The 17,962-nt window shown below is 32.4% G+C and carries 26 protein-coding genes; 11 read left to right on the forward strand and 15 right to left on the reverse strand.

What is annotated here, in order from left to right:
• Positions 1-2: 2 nt before the first annotated feature.
• Genes NNL09_RS02350 through NNL09_RS02360 form a run of 3 tightly spaced genes read right to left on the reverse strand, consistent with a single transcriptional unit; the run spans position 3 to position 2,151 of the window.
• Positions 3-875, reverse strand: coding sequence for a glucosaminidase domain-containing protein (locus NNL09_RS02350; protein ID WP_196909000.1), 873 nt, complete (start codon positions 873-875; stop codon positions 3-5).
• Between the two features lies 1 nt (position 876).
• Positions 877-1,824: a 1-aminocyclopropane-1-carboxylate deaminase/D-cysteine desulfhydrase gene (locus NNL09_RS02355; protein ID WP_196909001.1), complete on the reverse strand. Its 948-nt coding sequence runs from the start codon at positions 1,822-1,824 to the stop codon at positions 877-879.
• On the reverse strand, positions 1,825-2,151 hold the full coding sequence (locus NNL09_RS02360; RefSeq protein WP_025667132.1) for a hypothetical protein: 327 nt from the start codon (positions 2,149-2,151) through the stop codon (positions 1,825-1,827). It lies immediately after the preceding gene.
• 28 nt (positions 2,152-2,179) lie between these two features.
• Between NNL09_RS02360 and NNL09_RS02365 the strand changes: the two genes are divergently transcribed.
• The 3 genes from NNL09_RS02365 (at position 2,180) to NNL09_RS02375 (ending at position 3,748) form a co-directional block, all read left to right on the forward strand.
• The gene (locus tag NNL09_RS02365; protein ID WP_159025630.1) at positions 2,180-2,356 is read left to right on the forward strand and encodes a DUF5522 domain-containing protein; all 177 of its coding nucleotides are present in this window, start codon (positions 2,180-2,182) and stop codon (positions 2,354-2,356) included.
• Positions 2,357-2,511: 155 nt separating this feature from the next.
• Positions 2,512-3,042: a DUF4136 domain-containing protein gene (locus tag NNL09_RS02370; RefSeq protein WP_025667133.1), complete on the forward strand. Its 531-nt coding sequence runs from the start codon at positions 2,512-2,514 to the stop codon at positions 3,040-3,042.
• A 94-nt stretch (positions 3,043-3,136) separates the two neighbouring features.
• Positions 3,137-3,748 carry a DUF4230 domain-containing protein gene (locus NNL09_RS02375; protein WP_196909002.1) on the forward strand — a complete coding sequence of 204 codons (612 nt, stop codon included), beginning with the start codon at positions 3,137-3,139 and terminating at the stop codon, positions 3,746-3,748.
• 212 nt (positions 3,749-3,960) lie between these two features.
• Here the strand turns inward: NNL09_RS02375 and NNL09_RS02380 are convergent, their stop codons facing one another.
• The gene (locus tag NNL09_RS02380) at positions 3,961-4,500 is read right to left on the reverse strand and encodes a dihydrofolate reductase family protein (RefSeq protein ID WP_196909003.1); all 540 of its coding nucleotides are present in this window, start codon (positions 4,498-4,500) and stop codon (positions 3,961-3,963) included.
• A 36-nt stretch (positions 4,501-4,536) separates the two neighbouring features.
• Positions 4,537-5,007: a GNAT family N-acetyltransferase gene (locus tag NNL09_RS02385; RefSeq protein ID WP_035096566.1), complete on the reverse strand. Its 471-nt coding sequence runs from the start codon at positions 5,005-5,007 to the stop codon at positions 4,537-4,539.
• Between the two features lie 220 nt (positions 5,008-5,227).
• Here NNL09_RS02385 and NNL09_RS02390 point away from each other — a divergent pair, with 220 nt between their 5' ends.
• From NNL09_RS02390 to NNL09_RS02410, 5 genes are all read left to right on the forward strand, one after another.
• On the forward strand, positions 5,228-5,599 hold the full coding sequence (locus NNL09_RS02390) for a hypothetical protein (RefSeq protein WP_025667137.1): 372 nt from the start codon (positions 5,228-5,230) through the stop codon (positions 5,597-5,599).
• A gap of 89 nt (positions 5,600-5,688) precedes the next feature.
• Positions 5,689-6,234: a YceI family protein gene (locus NNL09_RS02395; RefSeq protein WP_025667138.1), complete on the forward strand. Its 546-nt coding sequence runs from the start codon at positions 5,689-5,691 to the stop codon at positions 6,232-6,234.
• On the forward strand, positions 6,231-6,623 hold the full coding sequence (locus NNL09_RS02400; RefSeq protein WP_196909004.1) for a hypothetical protein: 393 nt from the start codon (positions 6,231-6,233) through the stop codon (positions 6,621-6,623). The genes NNL09_RS02395 and NNL09_RS02400 overlap by 4 nt, the downstream gene beginning before the upstream one ends.
• 10 nt (positions 6,624-6,633) lie before the next feature.
• The gene (locus tag NNL09_RS02405; RefSeq protein ID WP_196909005.1) at positions 6,634-7,479 is read left to right on the forward strand and encodes a DUF5777 family beta-barrel protein; all 846 of its coding nucleotides are present in this window, start codon (positions 6,634-6,636) and stop codon (positions 7,477-7,479) included.
• A 109-nt stretch (positions 7,480-7,588) separates the two neighbouring features.
• On the forward strand, positions 7,589-7,783 hold the full coding sequence (locus NNL09_RS02410; protein WP_196909006.1) for a hypothetical protein: 195 nt from the start codon (positions 7,589-7,591) through the stop codon (positions 7,781-7,783).
• A 76-nt stretch (positions 7,784-7,859) separates the two neighbouring features.
• Here NNL09_RS02410 and NNL09_RS02415 read toward each other — a convergent pair whose 3' ends face one another.
• The 9 genes from NNL09_RS02415 to NNL09_RS02450 form a co-directional block, all read right to left on the reverse strand.
• A complete protein-coding gene (locus NNL09_RS02415) occupies positions 7,860-8,552 on the reverse strand; it encodes a nitroreductase family protein (protein ID WP_025667142.1) in 693 nt (230 codons plus the stop codon).
• Positions 8,553-8,843: 291 nt separating this feature from the next.
• Positions 8,844-9,326, reverse strand: a complete 483-nt coding sequence (locus NNL09_RS02420) for a GNAT family N-acetyltransferase (RefSeq protein ID WP_196909007.1) — start codon at positions 9,324-9,326, stop codon at positions 8,844-8,846.
• 132 nt (positions 9,327-9,458) lie between these two features.
• The gene (locus tag NNL09_RS02425; protein WP_196909008.1) at positions 9,459-10,505 is read right to left on the reverse strand and encodes an alpha/beta fold hydrolase; all 1,047 of its coding nucleotides are present in this window, start codon (positions 10,503-10,505) and stop codon (positions 9,459-9,461) included.
• Positions 10,505-11,116, reverse strand: a complete 612-nt coding sequence (locus NNL09_RS02430; RefSeq protein WP_025667146.1) for a hypothetical protein — start codon at positions 11,114-11,116, stop codon at positions 10,505-10,507. The genes NNL09_RS02425 and NNL09_RS02430 overlap by 1 nt, the downstream gene beginning before the upstream one ends.
• A gap of 1 nt (position 11,117) precedes the next feature.
• Positions 11,118-11,243 carry a hypothetical protein gene (locus NNL09_RS26165; protein ID WP_255518908.1) on the reverse strand — a complete coding sequence of 42 codons (126 nt, stop codon included), beginning with the start codon at positions 11,241-11,243 and terminating at the stop codon, positions 11,118-11,120.
• Between the two features lie 87 nt (positions 11,244-11,330).
• Positions 11,331-12,467, reverse strand: a complete 1,137-nt coding sequence (locus tag NNL09_RS02435) for an AraC family transcriptional regulator (protein WP_196909009.1) — start codon at positions 12,465-12,467, stop codon at positions 11,331-11,333.
• Positions 12,468-12,578: 111 nt separating this feature from the next.
• The gene (locus NNL09_RS02440) at positions 12,579-13,727 is read right to left on the reverse strand and encodes an ankyrin repeat domain-containing protein (RefSeq protein ID WP_196909010.1); all 1,149 of its coding nucleotides are present in this window, start codon (positions 13,725-13,727) and stop codon (positions 12,579-12,581) included.
• A 187-nt stretch (positions 13,728-13,914) separates the two neighbouring features.
• On the reverse strand, positions 13,915-14,451 hold the full coding sequence (locus tag NNL09_RS02445; protein WP_196909011.1) for a DUF2199 domain-containing protein: 537 nt from the start codon (positions 14,449-14,451) through the stop codon (positions 13,915-13,917).
• A 10-nt stretch (positions 14,452-14,461) separates the two neighbouring features.
• Positions 14,462-14,755: a hypothetical protein gene (locus tag NNL09_RS02450; protein WP_196909012.1), complete on the reverse strand. Its 294-nt coding sequence runs from the start codon at positions 14,753-14,755 to the stop codon at positions 14,462-14,464.
• A gap of 307 nt (positions 14,756-15,062) precedes the next feature.
• On the opposite strand from NNL09_RS02450, the gene NNL09_RS02455 reads away from it, so the two are divergent.
• On the forward strand, positions 15,063-15,395 hold the full coding sequence (locus tag NNL09_RS02455; protein WP_025667148.1) for a single-stranded DNA-binding protein: 333 nt from the start codon (positions 15,063-15,065) through the stop codon (positions 15,393-15,395).
• A 94-nt stretch (positions 15,396-15,489) separates the two neighbouring features.
• Here NNL09_RS02455 and NNL09_RS02460 read toward each other — a convergent pair whose 3' ends face one another.
• Complete coding sequence (locus NNL09_RS02460) at positions 15,490-16,143, reverse strand: OmpW family protein (protein WP_196909013.1); 654 nt, start codon at positions 16,141-16,143, stop codon at positions 15,490-15,492.
• Between the two features lie 296 nt (positions 16,144-16,439).
• On the opposite strand from NNL09_RS02460, the gene NNL09_RS02465 reads away from it, so the two are divergent.
• A complete protein-coding gene (locus NNL09_RS02465; RefSeq protein WP_196909014.1) occupies positions 16,440-17,681 on the forward strand; it encodes a peptidase U32 family protein in 1,242 nt (413 codons plus the stop codon).
• On the forward strand, positions 17,681-17,911 hold the full coding sequence (locus NNL09_RS02470; RefSeq protein WP_025667151.1) for a ferredoxin: 231 nt from the start codon (positions 17,681-17,683) through the stop codon (positions 17,909-17,911). Before NNL09_RS02465 ends, NNL09_RS02470 begins: the two co-directional genes overlap by 1 nt.
• Positions 17,912-17,962 lie beyond the last annotated feature (51 nt).

Below are 17,962 nucleotides of genomic sequence, written 5' to 3' on the forward strand. Positions count from 1 at the left end.
GTTTAATTAAAATCTTCTTCCTCTTCGTCGGCAGCTGCTACTTTAAGAACTTGCCCGACCTTGATATTATTATTGACCAGATTATTAAATGCTTTGAGTTCCTCTACAGAAATTTTATACCTTTTAGAAATCGAATATAGAGTATCTCCTTTTTTTACTGTATAGCCATCCTTATTAGAAATGGAAGTTATAACTGCAACAGCTTTATTTTTTTCGTTTTTTCTTCGCGGTTTTTTACCAAGTACCTCATCATCAAACTTATCCAAATCATAACGCTCAATAATAGCAATAAGTTTTTGAGGATATTTCTTATCGGTAGCATAACCTGCTTCACGTAATCCACGTGCCCAAGATTTATAATCTTTTTGGCTAAATGTAAATAGTCTGGAATACCGTTTTCTATCTTTTAAGAATAAAGAATGATCTCTAAATGATTCGCTTGCTCGATTATATTTTCTAAAACATTCCTGAGAACGATCATCATCATGATATACCCGATCTCCTTCCCAATCATGACACTTAATCCCAAAATGATTTTTTGCTCTTTGGGTAAGGTCTCCATATCCTGCTCCCGATTCTAATATTCCTTGTGCTAATGTTATACTTGCGGGAATCCCATATGTTTTCATTTCACTTTTGGCAATACCCGAGAACTCATCGATATAACGTTGTACTTTATCCTTGTATGACAATACAGGAAGTGGTTTTTTGGTAGTATGCTCTTCAACTGTTATTTTTTCAGGACTTCGTTCAACCTTGGTTATAACCGCCGGTTTTGGCTTTGGTTTAGATGGTCTTGAAGATGTTACTTTTTTGCTTCCTCCACAAGAAATCATAACCATAGTAACACATAACAATACTATAAATTTCCTCATTTTAATATTCAATTGTAATAAGGGGTAGTTTCTTTTTCTTTAATTTTTTGTTCATTCCGGCTATCCCTTGCAAACCACCAGTATGAATGGCTAAAATACGAGTATTTTTCTTAAAAACACCTTTTTGCACCAGGTCAAAAATACCAAAAACCATCTTAACTGTATAGACTGGATCTAACGCAATATGTTGCTGATTGTTAAACATATTCATAAACTCTACTCCTTCTTGATTTATTTTACCATATCCCCCAAAATGATATTCAGAAATGAGTTTCCAATTGGTTTTTGATGTATGTTTTTTAATCTCTTTGTCAAGAAAATCCCCTTTTAAAGCAGGAAATCCCATAACCGTCTGATGAGCTTTAGCGCTATTAATAACTCCTGAAATTGTACCTCCTGTTCCCACAGCACAACAAATAATATCATAGACATTATCCTGTGGAGTTAATATTTCTTCGCAACCTTTAACAGCCAAATCATTAGTCCCTCCTTCGGGAATAATGTAGCACGAACCAAACTCATCTTTTAACTGTTCTAAAAAAGCTGAGGATGTTTTTTCTCTATATTGCTCTCTACTAATAAATTTAAAATGCATTCCTGAAGCATGAGCAAAACGTAAAGTATCATTTTCTGATAGTGTCTTCTCAAGGTCTTTAGCCAATTCGTCTCCTCTAATTATTCCTATGGTTTGCAACCCCATAATTTCTCCCGCTGCTGCTGTTGCAGCAATATGGTTACTATACGCTCCTCCAAAAGTTAGTATAGTAGCATAACCAGATTTTTTAGCTTCAATAAGGTTATATTTTAATTTCCTGAATTTATTACCCGAAACGTCTCTATGAATCTGGTCTTCTCGTTTGATATCAAGAACAACTCCAGCATTATCCAAAATAGAATGAGTAATCGATTGGTTTTTTGAAGGTTGTGTTTCAGAAAAAAAGATATGCATTTATCGATATTTAAAAAAACTCCAGAGTTTTCTTGTTTTGAGATAATCGAGGTCTTCTTCATTAAGATATGCTTCTCTTTCAAAAGAGATATTGCGATAGGCTTGCTGTAAATTTCGATATTGGATAACTCTAAACAAATATTCTGTGAAGTAAAAAACATAAAAAGGTATAACCAACAGTTCTGCCTGCTGTCTCAAGTGGATTTTTTCGTGATTAATAAAGACTTCATCCTCTTTAAGGAAAGAATTATTAACCACAATAAAAGGCCAAAGGGCGATGCCTACAAAACGACGGCCTATCAAATATTTGTTAACAACAATGGGCATATTACTGCAAGATACTATTTTTGTAACTATGGACAATCCTAAAAAAGTATTAACTCCAAAAGAAGGGGATTATTATATTACTCCAGAAGGGTATCGTTGTTTTACAGAACAATATCACTTAAGAAGAGGCTATTGTTGTGAAAGTGGTTGCAGACATTGCCCGTATGGTTATGATAAAAAAACAAATAGTTATTCTAAAAAATAGATTCACTATCTATCTCATGGTATGATTATTGTGGTTAAATTTGTATATAATAGCTATTGTTAAACCAATATCAAATGCTTATAAAATGATTGATAAAAACGTATTTTTATTTTCTGATCATCATGACATATTTGATATTATAAAAAACTAGGATTATGAAACTTTTTTCACTTTTATCATTAATCCTTATCATAACTCTTAGTTCTTGCTCCACAGTTCGTGTTGCTTCGGATTATGATAAGCAGGCTGATTTTAACACCTATAAAAGCTTTGCATTTTACAAGCCTGGAATCGACAAAGCAGAAATTAGCGATCTCGACAAAAAACGTATCCTGCGTGCTATCGAAGCAGATATGACCTCAAAAGGTTTTGCAAAATCAGCAAATCCAGATGTACTCGTAAGTATTTTTACAAAAACTAAGGAAAATGTAAACATCTATCAAAATAACTTCGGATGGGGTTATGGATGGGGATGGAATCCATGGTTCTGGGGAACTGGGTACAATACTGTTTCTACGACTACAGAAGGCACTCTCTATATAGATCTTATAGATGCTTCTAAAAAGGAATTGGTCTGGCAAGGAATGGGTTCTGCAGCATTAACTAAGAATGTAAACAAAAAGCAAGAAAAAATGAATGAGATTGTTACGGCAATCTTAGAAAAATATCCACCACAGGAACATTAAAAAAATACTCTTTTATTTATATTACAAATAGCCTTTCTTTATAAGAAGGCTATTTTTTTGTGTACATTTATACTCAACTTGATACTATAGATGTATGCGTAATTTTCTACTCGGTGCACTTTTAACAGCACTCCTGGTGTTTGGAATCAAATATGTTATTGATCAATCTAATACCCAAAAAACAGAAGTAGCATCTTCTGGTCTTATTCTGGATCAAATCAAAAACGTAGGTAAACTGGTAGTTACAGAAGGGCACTTTTCTGATATCATTACCTATAAAAATGATAAGACTTATTTTAATGTAATCTCATCAAAGAAAAAAATAATTGTAATGGTTAATGCCAATGTGCAAGTCTCTTATGACTTAAGAAAGATTGAGCATATTATTGATCAAGAAACAAAAACACTAACCATAACAAAAATCCCTGTTGCAGAGGTTAATATTAATCCCGAAATAAAATATCATGATATCGAAGAAGGGATCATCAATAAATTTAATCCAGAAGATCATAATGCTATACGCAAAATAGTAATGGAAGGGTTAAATAAAAAAGTACAAAAATCTGCACTCGTTACCAATTCGCAAAATCGACTCATTAGTGAATTGCAGAAACTATATATTCTTACTAATTCTCTGGGTTGGACATTAAAATATAAGGATACCACGATAGACAGTCAAATAGGTATTAAAGAATTTATATTTTAAAACCCTTAACTATAATCAAAAAATGGGAAGAACGAATTCTTCCCATCTTTAAATTTAAAAAAATCTGAATTACAGAATTCATTTTGTCCCTTAAACTCTAGTGTTATTACAGATTTACAAATTTGTTACTTCTTTATAACGCTTTACTTTCTATATACCCTACCCCTTTATTCAAAAAATAAAAAAATAAAAATTTCCCTACTCGTAAAAAGTTATGCAATTTCATCTATCTGATACCTTAATTCAACCGCTCCCGTAGTGTATTCTTTTGTCTCAATAAGCTTCAGTCGGGTTTCATTCGGGATTCCTTCAAAAAGTTCAACCCCTTCAGAAATGATTATCGGCATTACAAAAATCAGAATCTCATCTATAAGATTTTCATTAAACAACATTGTATTTACCTGTCCACCACCGATTAACCAAATATCATCCCCTTTCTGTTGTTTTAATTTTTTAATAAAATCGATATGATTTTCAGATATAAACTGAACATGCTTAGTATCCTTTACTTTCTTATTTCTGGTTAACACAAAGTTTTTTTTATCTGAATACGGAAAATCAATATCCCAACTCATCACCTGTTCATATGTATTGTTCCCTTGGATTGTAGTATCAATTGTTTTGTAAAACTCGTAGTAACCATGATCTGTGTTATCAGGGTTCGGTATAGATTCTAGCCAATGCACACTTCCGTCTGATTTTGCTATTTTCCCATTAAGACTCATGGCAATATACATCTTGATTTTTCTCATTTCATTCTTAGTTTATAAAATGAATCATTAGGTGTTTCATTTTTTTAGCATGTACTTTCGTTCTATAGTATTTTCTTTTTCAGCATAAAATTCTTCAACATAATTCATTTCTTTTTCAAGAATACGTATAGAACCAACATTATCTGTGCTTGCATATGCGGTTAACTCATTTAATTTAATCTGGTCAAAACAGTATCTAAACAATCCTTTTGCTATTTCTCTTCCAAATCCATTACCCCAGAAACATTCTCTTAATCGATAGGCTATTTCAAATTCTGATTTATCATTCTCATATACTCCACATATACCTACAAATTGATTGTTATTGCGTTCTATTACTGCCCAAATTTTAAAAAAAACATCAACATCTTTATAATACTTAATAAAACGATTTAATTCTTGTTTACTCTCTTCAAAATTCATCGTTTTTTTGATATATCTCATTACATTGGGATTACCCTGCATATCATAAAAAGATTCTAAATCGCTATCCTCTAAGCGTCTCACAAACAGTCTCTTTGTCTCAAACAATATCATTTTGCACTACAAATTACACATTAACATATAAGAATACTCCTTTTTATCACTATCACAAACCACTTTTCCCTTTATAGAGATGCTACTCATAAAAAAGTTACCTGATTTTGTAACCTTTTTCTAAAAAAATTATCAAAAGGCAAAAGCATAAAACAAAATTTAAAATAAATATAAACCAAACACACAAGTTATGAAATCAATATCAAACATCAACAAGGTTCTGGTTGTAGTTATAGTCATAATCGGATATAGTTGTTCTAGTGACAACGAAGACGATATTGCTCCACCTCCGCCGCCTCCTATGGGTGAAAAACTTACGTATACCGCAAATATCAAAAGTATAATTGATTCTAATTGTATAGGGTGTCATGCAAACCCTCCTGTAAATGGAGCTCCTTTTCCTTTAATCACTTTTCAAAATGTTAGTAGCCAAGCCTCTGCTATACTTAATGCTGTTTCTAAACAAACAGGAGAATCAGCAGCCATGCCGCCCTCGGGAAGATTACCACAGGGAACAATAGATAATATTGGTAAATGGATTGAAGATGGATTATTAGAATGATGAAACAAGTCATGACAAAATTTTTGACACACACCAAAAATGACTATTTGGCGAGTTCCATGTGACCTCTAAAACAATACTATAAACACATGAAAATATTCATAATCATATTTTGCTTTTTGATCTCTGGTATTTCTCGTTCTCAAGAAAAATATATAGAAAAAAAGGGAACTATTGCTTTTGAAGCTTCTGAAAAAACATTTGAACCTGTTAAAGCAAAAAATACATCTGTTACTGCAATTCTAAATATAAACACTGGCGAAATAGCCTCATTGGCTTTGATGAAAGAATTTAGGTTTAGAAATGCATTAATGGAAGAGCATTTTAATGAAAATTATATCGAATCAGACACCTACTCTAAAGCTATTTTTAGAGGAAAAATTATAGCTTTTAATTTTTTTGAATTATCCGAACAAGAAAAAGAGTTTAAAATCGACGGACGGCTTAAACTACATGGCAAAGAAAAAAGTATCGAATCGATACTATACATATCAAAAAAAGATAAATGCATCTCTATACGTGGGGACTTTGTTGTTGCACCACAGGATTTTGATATCTCTATTCCAAAAATCGTAAGGAATAAAATAGCCAAACAAGTAAAGGTGTTCGTTGATTTTAAATTACAACAACAATGAAAACCAAGAACTTTATCTTTCTTACTCTGGCGTTTATAGCAGCTACAGGTATTGTTTTATTAAGCTATATACATAAAGAGCATAGAGCCATACATACCGAAAAAGTTGATACCAACACTACGGCTATTGCATTCTATTCGGCATTTATTAAAGACAAAGCAGTTTTTAATGCGATTCATCTTGACAATGCAGTAGAATTAAAAGGTTTGATTACTGCAATAGAGTCTAATCGTATTGTTTTGGATCAAAAAATAGCAGTGACTTTAGAAAGTGATCTAACAGCGTTAAAAATCAACAAAAAAATAACGATCAAAGGAAGGTATGTAGGATTTGACGACCTCTTAGAACACTTAAAAATAGATCAGGCTACAGTTACAAGTACCCAATAAATGTATTATTATGAAAAAAATATTTCTATTGTTTTTAATTCCTCTATTGTCATTCTCGCAAGATGATTTACTTCAGGAAATCACTACTGAAAAAGATGACAATCAATATACGAGTACTGTTTTTAAAGGGTTAAAAATTGTGAATTTCGAATCTACCAAACTAGCCGACAAAGGATTATTTTATTTAGTCGTTTCTCATAGATTTGGTTCTGTTAAATCGGGAATTGAAGATTTTTTTGGATTAGACCAGGCCGTTACCAGGTTAAATTTTATGTATGGTATCAGTAATAAAATACAAATTGGTATATCCCGTAGTTCATTTCAGAAAACATATGAAGTTTCTCTGAAATACCGGTTATTAAGGCAAAAAAAGAGCAGTTTCCCTTTTACAGTAGTGAGTTATCATAGTATAACTGCAAATACCGATCTGGACAAAGAAGATTTACCCGGCCTCGAGTTTAAGCATCGGTTAGCTTATGTATCACAGTTATTAATCGCCAGAAAATTTAACAAAAACCTCTCACTACAGCTAATGCCAACACTTTTACATGAGAATCTGGTAAAAATTAGTGATCAAGATAATACGCAATATGTTATAGGAATTGGGGGGCGACATAAACTTACCAAAAGGTGGTCTGTTAATATTGATTATGGACTTCATCTTAACAGGGCTAGCAATTCTCCATTTAAAAATCCGCTTTCTATAGGGTTTGATTTAGAAACTGGCGGACATGTATTTCAGTTACACTTTACCAACGCCCAACCTATGAATGCAAGTGGGTTCTTGAGCCAGGGATCTGGTGATTGGAGTGACGGAGACTTTTTCTTTGGATTTAATTTATCACGAGTCTTTTAATATAACGGTTATGGTGTTTAGAAATACAATTCCTATTCAAAATCTAAAGTGTAATAATTGTGCTGCAGCTCTAAAAAAGAAAATATTGCAGATTCAAAACATTTCGGATGTGTATATCCACAGTGATTACTCTCATATTTCTTTTAATCATACTTCGGTCAATGATTTATCGAATATTGAAAATATGTTAACTTTTTTAGGGTTTCCTCCTGTAGGCGAAAAAATTAAAAAAAAGAATAATGCGGGATATTATTGTAAAGATCAATCCAGAAATTATTGTGTTTTCGAAAAAACCAGTGCATAGACTCACAATACAGATTACGAAATGATCTGGTTTTTTTGCTCAATAAAGAGTATTTCTACTTTAGATTTTTTCAATTTTATTCATAAAAAACGGTCATTTCATCCAACCCTTTTCTTTTTAAATCTGGTACATAGGTAGGGAATTTAGGATAGCCAACCGGAAGTAACAAAAAGGCTCTTTCGTTGGCCGGTCTCTTAAGGATATTTGTCAAAAAGTTCATGGGACTAGGTGTATGAGTTAATGTCACCAACCCAGCATTATGAATTGCAGAGATTAACATTCCACACGCAATTCCTATAGATTCATTCACATAATAATTATTATGTTTATCACCATTTTCTTCGAATTCATAAGCTTTTTTGAATGCAATAATCAACCAGGGAGCAACTTCTAAAAAAGGTTTATTCATATCGGTAGCTAGTGGTTCTAGGTCCTTTTTCCAGCGTTCACTCATCCTGTTCCCATAGTTTATTTTTTCTTCGATTTCTGCTTCTTTACGAATTTGGGTTTTTAAGGCCGGATTAGAAATAGCGCAAAATGTCCAGGGTTGTTTATGAGCTCCAGATGGAGCTGTAGAAGCACTTTTGATAAGATTTTCAATAACCTCTTTGGGAACATGTTTATCAGAGAAATCTCTTACCGATCTCCTTTTATCTAACCACTCGTAAAATGATTTACTTTTTAAAACTAGTTCTTCTTCAGGGAAAACATCAGAATGGTAAGAAACATGATTATATCCATTGATGGTAATGCTACTTGGTGATTCCATTTTTATAGTTTTATGTTATTGTTTAATTCCTACTTCGTCTTAGCTTATAAGTATATGGTTGTATAAAGTTAATATACTTTTTCTTAATTGATACATTTCATTTATTTTTTCTGAATCAGATTTTTACTGTTTTTTCCATTTTATAATCCTCTACAGAATATCCGTCTAGAAATGAATTTACAATCAATTCTTTGATTATAAATCCTTTTTTTAGGTAGATATCAATTGTATTTTGGTTTTCCCGGTTGACTATCAATTCAATTTTTTCGGCTTTATTTTCTTTTGCAAACCCTACACATCTAACTTTTGATTCAATTGCATTATGACTCTTCCCGAATGATCTCCAAAATAGTTTGATTCATTCTTAATAATTTCAAAGCCTAATTTTTTGTAAAAATCAACTGCAGGAGTATTAGGTTCGGTAGTCAAAAGAATACTGGTAATATCCAACTCATTAATTTTTTTTATAACAGTCGAAATTAATTTTAAGCCTATTCCCTGTTTTCTAAACTTTTTTTCGGTTGCCAAAGCTAGTATCCAGCCATCTTTCTCTTTAGGATTAATTCCTCCAAGAATATATCCTGCTATTTCTTTTTCTTCATTTTCGGCCACCAAAAAATAATCTGAAAATAAATCATAATACTGCCTAATCACAAATAGGGGATAATTCATCGGGGAAAACACTTTTTCTTCGATTTTGTATATAGTCTCTAGCTCACTTAATGTTACTTTTCTTATCGATATTTTCATTTGTTTTTCCTGAGATGATTTCAATGATAAAAAGTTTTAACTCAAATGTACTCTAAAATTTCTACTACTAGTTAAAGGAAAGAACAAAAGATGATTCTTCATTGTTAGGAGTTAACCTTGAGATCTGTACTACTAGATCATATACTTGCTATCTCACTATTTATGCAAATTGATAAAATCAATTACTTTTTCGGCAAAAAGATCTGGTTCTGTATCCATAGGGCTATGTGCCGATTTTTCAAAAATGAAGAGTTCTTTTTGATTAGACCCTAAATTGTCATAAGCTTCCTGGGCATATACCGTAGGAACACCAATGTCATATTTACCCCAAAGTACTAGTGATGGTATGGTAATTTCATGCAATCTATTGGTAAATGACACCTTCTGAAAAAGCCCTTTTTTAACCAAAATAGACTGTATTCTGTTAGCATTCCAAATATTTGTAAAGAAATTATATTGTGAACCATTATCATCAGATACTGGTTTATTAATCACCTTGTCATCAGCAAGTTTTTCTTCTGCTCTATACGCTTCTCTGTTCATTTTATAAAAATCATCCTCATTATAATCCGGGCCTACATTTTTTACTAGATCAAGTACAGCTTTCCAATAATCAATATTATTTCCTAAAGCAATCTGCTCATCTGCCATCTTCTTTAAAGCTATTTTATATTCGTTGTAAGATCCTTTAGGATCATGAGCACCGTCTACATCGATCCACCCTAAAAAATCTTCTTGATTTTTTAATAAGGTAGCAGGTCCCAAAGTGCCTCCCCAGCTATGTCCCATTAAAAATAATCGGGAATCATCACCATATTTAGCTTTTAACACCTTTACAAGAGCCAACACATCTTCTGCCATAATATCCACACTCACATCTGCTTCAGAGTAACTCCCCTGCGAGTTGCCAGAGCCACGTTGATCAAAATAAACAACGGCATTGTTTTTTTCAATTTTACTTTTAATGGTGTTTTTTCTATACTGCCATCCGGATCCACCGGGACCACCATGTAGTATAATTAGAAATACTTTTTCAGATGCATTGCCATGAATATACGCAGCCATATCTGCATTTTTATGTCTTACAAAAATGGTTTCGCTTAAGTCATTAATGTTATCATCGTCTTTTGAACAAGAGAAAATACTTAAAACGATTAATATTAGCACTACTATTTTTACGTTACTAAGAGTTATTTTTTTCATTATCTTTTTCTTTTAAAATTAAACCGATGACCGTAGTGCAATGATAAAACGGGTAATGTACCGGCATTATAATTGGTTCTAAGGGTTAATTGAAGGTTTAAATACCAACCCGAACGTTTTTTCCCTTTACGAAGTTTCCCTATCCCAACAGCAATAGAGGGAGCATAATATCCCCTGCCAGGCAAGGAAACTTTAGAAACACGATCTCCTTTTACCTCATACGTTTCGGGTAAAAATGATCGATAGTACCCAAGTGGATTTAACTCTACATTATATTGTTTGCCTTTGGGATTTGTTCTTCGCCAGATAAGGCCATAATAAGTAGATAGCCCATTATCTGTTTGTGTTGAGAAATTTGTAGAATAACCAAGATTTCCATTAAACAAAAATTGGTGTGTAATGATCTTTTGCCCTCTCTTTCTTTCTTTGATATTGATGTATTCTTTCCATACATATTCGGTACCAATAGTAAGTCCGTTATCCCAAGCAATATTTCCATAATACCCAATTTTAAATTCTGTTCTATCTAAAAAAGAAGAACCACTGATTTGATTTTGGGCTTGAAGATGCATAGTAGCTACAAGTAGAAAAATAATAGTATGTATTTTCATGTTACTTAAAACTAAATAAAGTAGTTAATACTAGTTTTTTTGCCATATACTTTTCTGTAATCTGAGCTTGTATAGCTGCCACACATAAAAGACTAATTGCAATAATTAGATATTGTTTTAAATTCATTTTAGTATTTAATTGATTTCTGTGGCAAACGTATATGTACTAAGGGTATTTAAGGTATTGAAACCTTAAATTTGAACAAATTCGTACTTATTTATACTTCTTTCGATAAGCATTTGGTGTAGTGCCTGCTATTTTTTTGAAAGCATTATGAAAAGTTGACTTTGAAGAAAAACCACATTCTAGTCCTATTGCCAAAAGACTATAGTTATCGAATTCTGAATTGAGAATTAAGTCTTTAACCGCCTCAACACGATAGTGATTAATATAAGTAGTAAAATTATCTCCTGTAGCTGTATTTACAAGCTGAGAAACATAGCCAGTACTAATACCTAGCATTTCTGCAACTTTATCCCTGTCTAATGTACTGTCTCTATAAATATGATGATTTGTACAAAGGTCTTCTAGCTTTTTGAAATAGGAGTGTTCTTTAGTAAAAGATTCTGTTTTTTTTGCCTCATGTATTTTAGATAGTTTAACATCGGTAACAACATCTGCAGTACTATCGTTTTTTCGTTTGTGTATTAAGGCTCTAATTTCTTCCTGATCTTTTGCTAGTCTAAATTTAAAAATACCAAAATAGCTCACCCAATGTATTAAGAATGCAACAACTACAGTAAGAATTTTCATGATAGGTGTAATATCATACTCTAAAAAAATACCAGAAAGTATAGTCAAAATCCAAGATCCAAATAATAGTACAGTTAACAACCACAAATGAGTAAGCCATCTTCTTTCCTGAGTATTCTTCGAATAACAGATAAGGACAAAGGCATAGATTAAAATGCCCGGTATGAAAAAAAGTATTATTAGAATTTGTATGAGATTTAGGAAAAGTAGAACGAAATTATAAGGAGTATCAAGATCAGTAATTATAGTAAGATCCTCAAAAACATCTAAAATTGTAGAATACAAATAGGGTACAAATAACCATATTATTTTTCTGGATTTTTTAATCGGACGATCAATTTGATGAGCAACATATAAAAAAATAAAAACAGGAAAAAGAAACCCCGAATCTATGGTGTCGATAAAGCTTAGTAATGGAATATTAGTATATACTCCAATATCATCAAGAACGAAATTTAGTAGAGAAATTGAAATTGAAAAAAAGGCATAGGCTAAATATTTATTCGCCTTGCTTTTGAATATAGGAGATTTTAAAATAATTATTCCCAAGACAACTCCTTGGAATATCGCAATATTAAGAAGGGCTATTAATATCAATGGTAAGTTTTATTTTAAAATTCAAGAGTTCATTTAATGTTTTATAACGTTTCTTGTATGGTTTGTTTTCCGAAAGGTAAAAAATGAACTGTACAAATTGTACTAGATTTTTTAATTCTCTAATAGTTTTATAATTCCCTCATTTTTCATCACTACAGCTAATGATAACGGTGTATGATTTTCTGCTTCTACATTTTTATCAGCCCCATTTGCTAATAACATGCGGACCATTTCATCACGTCCCATTTCTGAAGCTCTATGTAATGCAGTAAAACCTCTATCATCTTTAGCATTGACATCAGCATTATTTTTAATTAATAAGTCTAAATGCTGAATTTTATCAGATTGTACAGCATTCATTATAGGTGTTGCTCCTTCAGTTGATCTAGAGTTTGGATCGGCTCCATTTTCAAGTAAGAAATTCAAAATGTTTGAATCAGTTGTCATTGCCCATTGTAAAGTTGAAAGCCCATCTCCTGCCAAACAATTTATATTAACTCCTTTATTTAACTCATCAATAATTTTATCCATCTCACCTCTAGCAATTGCAATATGTAATAATGAATGAGTTCTTAATTTCAAATCAGTCTCATACTTGAAATTGTTTTCAAAATATCCTAAATGAGCCATGTTTCCATAAGTTGAAAAAGCCCACATTCCAGCCTGATCTGTGTTTTCAAATAAATCATTTGGAATTGGAGCAGGTATAGTTTCATTTAAAGAATGACTAAATAATAGAAACATTAGGATAGATTCGGTCATTTCTCGAGATTCATCATCTGTGAATTCTCCTGTTATTTCAGTTATTCTTAATTGGTTTTTCTCTTGAATGGTTTTTGCAACTACAAAAGCTTCCCTTAACCAACTTCTAATAAATATCAGACGATCATTCATAAAATAAATAGCCCATTTGTGTTCCATTGTTGAGGGGTTAAATAAAACTCCTTCTTCAAGTTTACCGTCAATTGGAATACTTAGATCACTAGAAAAACTCTTCCTTGATTTAGGAAAATAATCCTTAAAAGTTGTTCCATCTTCTTGGTTGTATGAAATAGCATTGGTCGCCATGCTCTGATCCTTTGAAGTAGAAAGCATATTTTGAGAAATTGGTCGTAAATCCAAAATGTTCAGGCCCCAAGGGTTTTGTTCTGGGGTAATCCATTGTAAATTATATTCACTTTTCTTGATTTCTTTTTTTTCAGGATCATTTTTCTGACCTCCTCCAAATAGTTTTTTTAAAATCCCCATATTTTTCTTCATTAAAAATAACGTTTAGCTATGCGTAATGTGGAAGCAGAAAATCAATGTTTTTCGACCTAACACTTAGCCAAAGTTTATGTTTTGTTTTTATCTTTTCTAAAATATTAAATTTAATACTTTGGCGACAAACCAAATAGACAATAACCTTTCGATTAGACCTAAACCCCGTATTATCGCATAGGTGTTGTTACCCAACGTTTTTTATCATTTCATTTATTCTTTTTTCCGCTTCTTCTTTTGTAATTCCATCGTAGTAATCTCTAACAAATGGATGGTCAAAATCTTCGTGTGGAAAAATCTCAGGTCTATCATTTCCGCTTTTTGTCATTACATCACAAGGAATAGAAGAAGTATCTCCATATCCGGGGATATTACTACATAACCAACCAAAATATCCAGTTTCGTGGTTTTCATTGTCAAAATTGGACTTATAATCAGAATAACTTTTTTCGCTTAATGAAACCCAAAGTCCGTATTCCAGTGTTTCACAAGCGTCATTTACTTTTTGAGTAAGTGTTACTCTTATAAATCGGTCAATTTGGTCTTCATATCGAATTTCACAAAAGTCTGTATCCAGTATTCCTATTTCTGATTTTTCATTACCAGAAAGATTATGATAATTAGCAGGTGAACTAAAAGCTAATGCTGGCCATTCCGAATGAACCCGTCCACATTCAGAGCATTTAAATTCCGTTGATTTATTTTTCTTTCTTTTCCAGAACATTTAATATTATTTAAGCGTCAAATACTACATAATGTATCAATCTTTCACATTTTTTTTCAAGAGTAGGATATTGTAATGATATATCTTCCATAAATTCTTTTACAAGGAAAGCTTCCATGAAATATTCGAAACCAGGACATTTTTTTTCTGTTACTTCAAAAGTTTTCCATTCTAACTCTTCCTCTGTTAAATTGAGTATTGTGACTTCCGATTCACTAGAAAATTCACAGTCAATCCTTTTAACATAAAGAACGGATTCTTCGTCAATTTTCTCAATGTTTGTTAAGAGTTCAATTAGTTTCATTTAATGTTGGGTAACAAGCAAATAAACGTATCTATAGTGTCTACTTATATTATCGTACTAAAATAGACTTTTTTGCAAAAAAAACATTAATTATTCAAATTCCTCATATACTCTAATAATCAACACTATTAATCATTTTCAAACGACTACAAACGATTACAAACGAAAATAAACACTTCCTAACCGAATATGGTTATGGTCCCATTCTAAGTTTGCATTGTCGAATTGAAGTAAGCTTTTCTTAAACCATAAAAGTTCTTCTCTGATTTGATAGGTATTAACTGTTTAACACGAAAAAATTAAAATTATGAACACGCTAAAAAACAAAGTACAGTTGATTGGAAACTTAGGACAAGAACCAGAAACTGTAAATCTGGAATCCGGTAAAAAACTTGTTAAATTCTCTATTGCAACAAATGATCACTATTATAACAAACAAGGAGATAAAATCACAGATACCCAGTGGCATAATATCATTGCATGGGGTAAAATTGCCGATATCGTAGATAAATATGTAAACAAAGGACAAGAAGTCGCGATCCAGGGTAAACTTACCTCTCGAAGCTATGAAGATAACGAAGGTCAAAAACGATATATCACAGAGGTAGTTTGTAATGAGCTATTGATGTTAGGAAAATAAGAACAATTAATTTATTTGAGTATTATTATAGCCAATCAAAAAACCGCTTAACAGATCTGTTAAGCGGTTTTCACAGTATCTAACTTGTATTTATTTACAATTTAATACCTACTCCGGCTCCAAATATCCATGGATTAATATCTACATCTGCACCTACAGTTGCGCCCAAAGCCGTCGTTGCATTAACCGTAGCATCTGTACTTAAAAATACTTTTTTGACATCTACATTTATAAACCATTTGTCGTTAAGCATAAAATCAAAACCACCCTGAAAAGCAAAACCTACAGCAGTATCATAATCTACATCATCGGCCACCGGTCCTTCGTCCACTCCATAAAAAAGGGTTAAATTAACACCGGCACCAACATAAGGAACAAAATTACCACCAGTAAAATGATATTGCCCAAGTAAAGTAGGAGGCAATAACCACACATCACCCAGATCTATATTTCCTGCAGCGGTGCCCACAGCTTTTACATCATGTTTTGTAGTTGCCAAAATTAGCTCTGCAGACCAGTTTTCGGTAAAAAAATAAGTGATATCCAGTTCTGGAACAACAGCCGTAGAAATATCTACATCTCCTCCTATAGCATCTATTGTAGCACTTTCATCTGGTGATACAACGATTCCTCTTAGTCTGATTTGCCATTTGCTAAAATCGGCATTATCATTTGATTTTTCTTGTGCATACGCAAAATTAGTCACTCCTAATAGTACAACCAACACAGTAATTATTACATTTTTCATCTTGAAAGAATTTTGAATTATGTAACAAAAATATCGACAAGAAAAAGGGCTAAATATGACTTTTATCATTCCTCAAATCAGGCTTCCCTGACTTCAAAAACGATTGTTTTTACATGCTTACAAACCAACACGTTATCTCTATTGAAAAGAATAAAAAAGAATGATTTTAAATATCATTTTTATTCAGCAAATAACATACATTTGCGTTTTAAAAATAAGAACTCTTAACCCCTAAATTTTTACATCAAAAAAGATGAAAAATAATGTATTTTTGTACTTGAATTAATGAAGAAAATATGACCCCAACAGGAACAATGGAGTTAATGGCACCAGCAGGTAATTTTGAATCTCTACAAGCTGCTATTGATAATGGAGCAGATTCTGTTTATTTTGGAGTAGATCAATTAAATATGCGAGCCAGAGCTAGCATAAATTTTACGATTGCGGATTTACCTGAAATAGCGCGTCGCTGTACCAAAAAAAATGTACGTACTTACCTTACACTTAATACTATAATTTATGATCACGATTTATCGATTATAAAAACCCTATTAGATGCTGCCAAGGCAGCAAATCTAACTGCGGTAATCGCAATGGATCAGGCCGTTATAGCTTATGCTAGACAGATCGATATGGAAGTTCACATTTCTACTCAAATCAATATCACCAATATTGAAACGGTAAAGTTCTATTCTCTTTTTGCAGACACTATGGTAATGAGTCGGGAACTAAGTTTACGACAGGTAAAGAAAATTTGTGATCAGATAGAGAAAGAACAAATTAAAGGCCCTTCGGGGAGATTGGTTGAAGTTGAAATTTTTGGTCATGGAGCACTTTGTATGGCTGTATCTGGTAAGTGCTACCTGAGCTTGCATTCGCATAATTCCTCTGCCAACCGTGGTGCCTGTAAACAAAATTGTAGAAAAAAATATAGTGTTGTAGATCAGGAAACTGGTTTTGAAATGGAATTGGATAATGAATATATCATGTCTCCAAAAGATTTATGCACATTAGATTTCTTAGATCAGGTTATAGACACAGGGGCCAAAGTATTAAAGATTGAAGGCCGTGGGCGAGCTCCCGAATATGTAGCCAAAGTAATTAAGACGTATCGTGAAGCCATAGATGCCTGTACCAATGGAGACTTTACCAAAACCAAAGTCGATCACTGGATGAAAGAATTAGAAAAAGTATACAACAGAGGCTTTTGGAGTGGGTATTATCTAGGGCAAAAATTAGGAGAATGGAGTGATGTTTCTGGATCCAAAGCCACACAAAAGAAAGTATACATCGGTAAAGGTGTTCACTTTTTTCCTAAGCCCAGCATCGCTGAGTTTAAAATTGAAGCTTATGATATTAAACTGGGAGATACGATTTTAATTACAGGCCCTACAACAGGAGTAGAAGAGTTCGAACTTAAAGAGATGATGGTAAACGATGAGCGATTAGATACTGCACAAAAAGGAGATTCGTGCACTATTCCTACTAATTTTAGAATACGCCCATCTGATAAACTTTATAAAATCGTTCAGGAATAATGGTAGTAGTTACCCTACAACGCGAAAAATGTATTGGTTGTAATTATTGTGTAGAAATGGCCCCTACCCATTTTCAGATGTCAAAAAAAGATGGAAAAACAGTACTACTACATGCCACAGATAAAAAAGGTTTCCACACCCTGAAATCTCCCGATAACACTATTTATGATGATTGTGTACAGGCTCAAAAAGCTTGCCCAGTAAAGATTATTACAACAAAGATGGTATAACCCCTCCTATCTTTAATAATGTAACGTTTCTTTAAAGGGCAGCCTATTCTA

This window comes from Aquimarina sp. EL_43, from assembly GCF_943422735.1.
GTDB classification, from domain to species: domain Bacteria; phylum Bacteroidota; class Bacteroidia; order Flavobacteriales; family Flavobacteriaceae; genus Aquimarina; species Aquimarina megaterium.

Coding starts and splice junctions, on each gene's coding strand:
- NNL09_RS02405 (WP_196909005.1), top strand. CDS start 6,634: ATGAAAAAAATATTTCTATTGTTTTTAATTCCTCTATTGTCATTCTCG.
- NNL09_RS02400 (WP_196909004.1), top strand. CDS start 6,231: ATGAAAACCAAGAACTTTATCTTTCTTACTCTGGCGTTTATAGCAGCT.
- NNL09_RS02465 (WP_196909014.1), top strand. CDS start 16,440: ATGACCCCAACAGGAACAATGGAGTTAATGGCACCAGCAGGTAATTTT.
- NNL09_RS02430 (WP_025667146.1), bottom strand. CDS start 11,116: ATGAAAATACATACTATTATTTTTCTACTTGTAGCTACTATGCATCTT.
- NNL09_RS02370 (WP_025667133.1), top strand. CDS start 2,512: ATGAAACTTTTTTCACTTTTATCATTAATCCTTATCATAACTCTTAGT.
- NNL09_RS02460 (WP_196909013.1), bottom strand. CDS start 16,143: ATGAAAAATGTAATAATTACTGTGTTGGTTGTACTATTAGGAGTGACT.
- NNL09_RS02425 (WP_196909008.1), bottom strand. CDS start 10,505: ATGAAAAAAATAACTCTTAGTAACGTAAAAATAGTAGTGCTAATATTA.
- NNL09_RS02390 (WP_025667137.1), top strand. CDS start 5,228: ATGAAATCAATATCAAACATCAACAAGGTTCTGGTTGTAGTTATAGTC.
- NNL09_RS02470 (WP_025667151.1), top strand. CDS start 17,681: ATGGTAGTAGTTACCCTACAACGCGAAAAATGTATTGGTTGTAATTAT.
- NNL09_RS02375 (WP_196909002.1), top strand. CDS start 3,137: ATGCGTAATTTTCTACTCGGTGCACTTTTAACAGCACTCCTGGTGTTT.
- NNL09_RS02360 (WP_025667132.1), bottom strand. CDS start 2,151: ATGCCCATTGTTGTTAACAAATATTTGATAGGCCGTCGTTTTGTAGGC.
- NNL09_RS02455 (WP_025667148.1), top strand. CDS start 15,063: ATGAACACGCTAAAAAACAAAGTACAGTTGATTGGAAACTTAGGACAA.
- NNL09_RS02440 (WP_196909010.1), bottom strand. CDS start 13,727: ATGAAGAAAAATATGGGGATTTTAAAAAAACTATTTGGAGGAGGTCAG.
- NNL09_RS02380 (WP_196909003.1), bottom strand. CDS start 4,500: ATGAGAAAAATCAAGATGTATATTGCCATGAGTCTTAATGGGAAAATA.
- NNL09_RS26165 (WP_255518908.1), bottom strand. CDS start 11,243: ATGAATTTAAAACAATATCTAATTATTGCAATTAGTCTTTTATGTGTG.
- NNL09_RS02350 (WP_196909000.1), bottom strand. CDS start 875: ATGAGGAAATTTATAGTATTGTTATGTGTTACTATGGTTATGATTTCT.
- NNL09_RS02355 (WP_196909001.1), bottom strand. CDS start 1,824: ATGCATATCTTTTTTTCTGAAACACAACCTTCAAAAAACCAATCGATT.
- NNL09_RS02415 (WP_025667142.1), bottom strand. CDS start 8,552: ATGGAATCACCAAGTAGCATTACCATCAATGGATATAATCATGTTTCT.
- NNL09_RS02445 (WP_196909011.1), bottom strand. CDS start 14,451: ATGTTCTGGAAAAGAAAGAAAAATAAATCAACGGAATTTAAATGCTCT.
- NNL09_RS02450 (WP_196909012.1), bottom strand. CDS start 14,755: ATGAAACTAATTGAACTCTTAACAAACATTGAGAAAATTGACGAAGAA.
- NNL09_RS02395 (WP_025667138.1), top strand. CDS start 5,689: ATGAAAATATTCATAATCATATTTTGCTTTTTGATCTCTGGTATTTCT.
- NNL09_RS02365 (WP_159025630.1), top strand. CDS start 2,180: ATGGACAATCCTAAAAAAGTATTAACTCCAAAAGAAGGGGATTATTAT.